Genomic DNA, 266 nt, shown 5'->3' on the forward strand with positions numbered 1-266 from the left:
GAGTGCTCTTCTACCGCGCTTTGTAGCTTTTGTGCTGATACAGGGCTTCCCCATTCATCATCAACCACAATCGCAACGCCTCCGCAGCGCTCTACATTCTGTCGCATACGCTCGCCGAACACGCCATTACGACACACGATCACTTTTTCACCAGGCTCTATAAGGTTTACAAAGCAGGCTTCCATTCCGGCACTGCCCGGTGCGGACAAGGCGATAGTGAATTCATTTTCTGTTTGAAATGCGTATTTTAGCAATGACTTTAGCCT

The 266-nt window shown here is 49.2% G+C and carries 1 pseudogene; it reads right to left on the reverse strand.

Annotated elements, in window-relative coordinates:
• Positions 1-266 (reverse strand): annotated as a pseudogene (locus AB4585_RS26090) (alanine--glyoxylate aminotransferase family protein); the annotation flags it as partial.

The sequence above is a fragment of the Vibrio sp. 10N.222.49.C9 genome (assembly GCF_041474985.1).
Taxonomy (GTDB): Bacteria; Pseudomonadota; Gammaproteobacteria; order Enterobacterales; family Vibrionaceae; genus Vibrio; species Vibrio crassostreae_C.